This is a genomic window from Endozoicomonas atrinae (genome assembly GCF_001647025.1).
GTDB classification, from domain to species: Bacteria; Pseudomonadota; Gammaproteobacteria; order Pseudomonadales; family Endozoicomonadaceae; genus Endozoicomonas; species Endozoicomonas atrinae.
This window is the reverse complement of the sequence record NZ_LUKQ02000346.1, coordinates 1-4433: the sequence shown is the minus strand read 5'-3', so window position 1 is coordinate 4433 and position 4433 is coordinate 1. Positions and strand designations below refer to the sequence as shown.

At 42.3% G+C, this 4433-nt stretch carries 5 protein-coding genes; 3 read left to right on the top strand and 2 right to left on the bottom strand.

Annotated features, from left to right (window positions below; genetic code table 11):
- Window positions 1–130: 130 nt before the first annotated feature.
- Together AK963_RS25815 and AK963_RS25810 are read left to right on the top strand one after the other, a co-directional pair.
- Window positions 131–772, top strand: a complete 642-nt coding sequence (locus AK963_RS25815; protein WP_066018240.1) for a hypothetical protein — start codon at window positions 131–133, stop codon at window positions 770–772.
- A 282-nt stretch (window positions 773–1054) separates the two neighbouring features.
- On the top strand, window positions 1055–2437 hold the full coding sequence (locus AK963_RS25810; RefSeq protein WP_139117667.1) for a hypothetical protein: 1383 nt from the start codon (window positions 1055–1057) through the stop codon (window positions 2435–2437).
- 179 nt (window positions 2438–2616) lie between these two features.
- Here the strand turns inward: AK963_RS25810 and AK963_RS25805 are convergent, their stop codons facing one another.
- The gene (locus AK963_RS25805; RefSeq protein WP_066018238.1) at window positions 2617–3033 is read right to left on the bottom strand and encodes a CBS domain-containing protein; all 417 of its coding nucleotides are present in this window, start codon (window positions 3031–3033) and stop codon (window positions 2617–2619) included.
- 456 nt (window positions 3034–3489) lie between these two features.
- Window positions 3490–3858, bottom strand: a complete 369-nt coding sequence (locus AK963_RS25800; protein WP_238593853.1) for a cupin domain-containing protein — start codon at window positions 3856–3858, stop codon at window positions 3490–3492.
- 231 nt (window positions 3859–4089) lie between these two features.
- On the opposite strand from AK963_RS25800, the gene AK963_RS25795 reads away from it, so the two are divergent.
- A partial coding sequence (locus AK963_RS25795; RefSeq protein ID WP_202969872.1) for a hypothetical protein occupies window positions 4090–4433 on the top strand: 344 nt, incomplete at its 3' end.

Sequence of the window (4433 nt, the reverse complement as noted above, 5' to 3'; positions counted from 1 at the left end):
TTCCGAGAAATGGACCATGCCGATCAGGAACTGGAAAGCAGCCATGAACCGGTTTGAAATTATGTTTCCTGACCGGTTCAAGGAGTAATAGTTTTGGTGGCGTTTACACAGAATTATTTACAGGCTCTTTATGTATGATATTGAAGGACTTACCATCATTCTGAATGATAAAAATATACCTGGTTTAGCAATGCCACTTTTACAAATAAAAGATGTCGATGATTGTCAGTGGCATCCGTTTTCATTGGAAGACTGTAACTTGCTGAGAAATAGCTGGGTTGGTCGTAATCTATCCGATCATATCAGGTCTATAAAATATGCAATGAGTCATTTGGATTCTAACATGTCCAAGGTTCAGCTTAAACTTAACCCAGAGGGAAGTCTATTTTTGAAGTTGTCTTTTAATTATTCATACGGTGATGTTTGGCATGTATTACTGCCGTTGAATTATCAGGACTCAGATGGAGGTAGAACACAGTTTCTACTAGAAATGTATCTTCGCTTTGGTACGGAGTTTATGGTTCGTGCATTTAGCAATTATGGTCGTATACAAGGAGTGCTTGAGCCAGATTTATACATTTCGGAAGTTTCTGGTGGGGGAAGACCATTTATTTCGCTGTCGTTAATCATGCTTGTTAAAGTAGGCGGTCAAACTGTAACGGTTCAAACTAGATTGAAAAACCCTGAAGAACTTTATTTTCTGGATTGGAAAGAGCCTGATGTGAAGGTAGTTAATTGGAAAGACTTTTTTGATCAATTTAAAAAAAGGTAGAAAAGGAATGGAGTCGGATTGGGTGGGTAGGATATGGCAGTCATTCATTATTAAAAATTAACTTTCGGTTTACTCCTTTTGTTTATGATGAGGTTGAAGATAGTGTTCGGAAATATGCCTTTAAAAAAGGGTTTCGTGCCTTTTTCCTTCAGTCAAGAGAATCGGATCTACAAGCAAAGGGTTAACTGTTCTGGCATTTTGTGAAGAAAATGATTGGCTTATTGAACTTTATTAGCTGTAGAAAGCCAAATTACGGTGTATTTTATAATTGAGATATTTTACATGCCATTTGCTGGGTTATTTGCTCAAAAAAGTAGTCTGCCAGCTATTCAAGAGCACTCTGAGGTTGAGGTGAGCCAGCAATCACCTTCTTCCGGTAAGGTGGTGAATGGAGGCAAGTCTGCCAAGTTCAAGCAATATGTTGCCAGAGTACTAACATCATCAAGTGAGAATACCTTTACTACACATGCTGAGCAACAGGGAGCTTGTTCTGCTGCTACTGTCTCCAGTACAAGCAGGGTGATGCGAGCCATTAAATCAGATGGTTCACAGGTAAACAGGCTGGAAGCTCATAAGGATAACCTTTTTGGTAAAGTGGCTTTACGCTGTGAGATGTTAAGAAATTCAATGGCTGACCTGTCAGGTAGTTTTCCGTATAGAGCACTATCCCCTCAGCAGTCTCGTCAGATGAAAGATGGCATTGTTAGACAAACTGAAGAGTTGAATGCTTTAATCCAGCAGTATATTGATGGTGCTTTAGATCACCTGAGTATTGTCTTCGATGAACCAGAAAGATGGAAAATCTTTAAGAATGACCTAATTAACCTGAATTCCCTAATTGAAGATTATGATGACCTGGAAAAAGTAACTTCTGGAATTAGTCTATATAGAAGGGATGTTGCTGGCTTACAGAAAAGAATCAGTCTTTCTTTTTTCTGTAAACATGTCCAGTCAAGTTGGTTAACCCAACACCTTATAAAGTGCTTGGAGCCAATGAAACATATACTCTATAAGCACGGTTTCAGTATGGGTCCCTTGGAATTTCAGGTTGAGTTAACAGGCCAGCTCTACTTGCAATTCTCTTTTCATCATAGAGAAAATGGAAATGTGTCCGTTGTGGCGTTACCAGTAGGTACCGAAGGTAGAGAAAATCTGTTGAGTGAAATGTATATTCGGTTTGGTGCCGCCATGATGGTTCAATGGTGGCAGCAATTCTCGAGAGATAACATTGTAACGTTTAATCTTGACCTTTCTGAATTGGAGAAAGAAGGGGCTCCCAGGCTTACCTTCAATGTTTTGCAAGAAACGCTTCAAGCCGGTAATAAAATAAAATGGTTTTTTACATTTGATATTCAAAATACATGTGACCTTTATGAGCCTCAGCAAGACATGGTGGATATCAAACCCATCAATTGGCTACGTTGCTTTGACCGGATGGACATGCTAATGCTTGAACAGCGTCTAAAGAGTTGTCAGGGTGCCTTATCTTCTCACCAGCAAGTTAGTAAAAAGATAAGGTTTGAGCCTTTTTGGGGCGAGGAAAAAAACCTAATCCGCCCTGATGGACAATTCATTGCTGGAGGACATACTAGAAAGCAGCCACTACCTTCGTTTGCAGAATTGGTTTCGAGCAGGCTGGGGATTAGAGAGGCGAATATCCTTTAGTCAACACCTCTAGCTTTCCTGCTTTACAGCCCTCTCTGCTAATGAGATTGCGCTTTCTGTCATTTTTATAGAAATTGCTCAAATCAGGTCGCATTAGAGGTTGCCACCTGTTTAATCAATGCCCTTGGACACTTTGTTTCCTCTCGCGACGGATGTGTTTCGTGGTGTAAGCTAAACGTTTAAAACTGCTCATGTAAGTAGCGTATCAGGTCTGTTGAGGTCACAATACCAGCAAGCTGCCCCGCATCCATGACCAGCACCGAATGCCGACTGCCATCAGAGAGAATTTCCGCCGCTTCTTTGACAGTAGCGGTTATGGGAAGGGTTTGCAGGTCATCACTCATTACATCGGCAATGGAGTTTTGCTGGTCAATCAAGGTGTCCTGCATACGGCTATCCGTATTTCCTGCATCGTAAATCAGACGAAGCAGGTCTGTTTCAGAGAGCATACCAACCGGTTGATCATGATCCATTACGGGGATATGGTGAATGTCCAGTTGACGGAAAATAGCGTTGGCTTCACTGAGCTTCTGCCCTAGCTGCAGAGTAACGGGGTTGTCACTCATGATTTTTTGAATGGACTCATGTTTTTTCATTATTCAAACCCTGCTTTTATCGTCATCATGATGGATCATCTATGGTCACTTTCTACTATAGGTGATCAGGATAATATCTCCATAAATAGTATGGATAATTACCGTTCATTATGCTGGTAAAAGCGGTGTGGGCTTGAATGTATGAACAACAATTATGATTACCTACTAGGGCGCGAAGCCTGGTTTGTATAGCCGATTTCCACAAGGCTAGCTGCTGAAGGCGTAGCGGTTCTACATCAAACCAGTTCAACGAAGCTGGATGATGGCTTTACGAGCCAGACTGCACGTCCCGCCCTTTGGGCTCAAGCCAGAATGCCTCTGCCGTTGCTGCAATGACTTGAAGGACGTGAGTACTTATAACCTTTAGGTTATTCCTACGTCCTTGCGCCTAGTCAGAAGAATTCTGGCTTGAGCTGAGACAGGAGCCTTATATCAACAGAACTAGAAGTAGGCTTTTTACTCCACTCGTTCATAGATAACGTAGATCTTCCGGCATGGCTCAACAACTTCCCACTCACCTTCAAACCCGGCGGGAATGACAAAGTTATCACCGGCCTTCAGTATTCTTTCATGACCTTCTGTGTCTCGAACAATGGAAACACCCTCCAGAATTTGACAGTACTCATGTTCGGTATAGCTGACTTTCCAGCACCCGGTTTCTGACTCCCAGATACCGGCATGGAATTGTTCACTGGGGTCTGAGAAGTGATTAACAACAGCCTGTAATGGGTTCCCGGAGACCCGTTTTTCTTCAGCTGTGTGGTAAACCTCTTTACTTGCCTGGGAGGTATCGAAAAAAATGATGTCATTAATGGAGGTCGGCACGACTACATCCTTACTATGTTCTATTTTTTGTTTGCTGTGGTGCAGCATACCCTCTATTTCTGTAACTGACTATATTCAATGGCTTGTTATCTCATTGTAAAGGTCTGCGGGACTCTAGGGGTAAAACTGACCATTTAGGCTATGGTTGGTAGCTCATGTATGTGCTTTTCCATATCAGGCACATAGATATCTTTTCCACACATTAACGTTGTTACAGAAGAGAGGTAGTTCATGAGTGATGCACTCGTGCTGGTCAAGCAGTTGCATCAGGAAATCCATTCCGTGGAGTATCGTATTCGTCATCACCCTTACTTAAAGGCACTTGAAGCCAGAACACTGGAGCCGATTGACCTGCAGTATTTTATTGGTGAACAGAGGTACATTATATCATCCGATCTGCGCGGGCTGGCATTGCTGATTTCCCGGTGTGAACACATCAAAAGCCAGAAGTGTCATCACCGATGTAATAAGTCTTCAAAACACCAGTTTAATTTGACCTCCCGATTAACCCTTTTCTGGCCGATTGTTTTCCTGTTGGTATCAAGCAGGGAGCAGCGCCATGACCAATCGAGAGG

What these genes read in the sequence shown, in the direction of transcription:
- AK963_RS25815 (WP_066018240.1), top strand. Translation starts at nt 131, where the DNA reads ATGTATGATATTGAAGGACTTACCATCATTCTGAATGATAAAAATATA.
- AK963_RS25810 (WP_139117667.1), top strand. Translation starts at nt 1,055, where the DNA reads ATGCCATTTGCTGGGTTATTTGCTCAAAAAAGTAGTCTGCCAGCTATT.
- AK963_RS25805 (WP_066018238.1), bottom strand. Translation starts at nt 3,033, where the DNA reads ATGAAAAAACATGAGTCCATTCAAAAAATCATGAGTGACAACCCCGTT.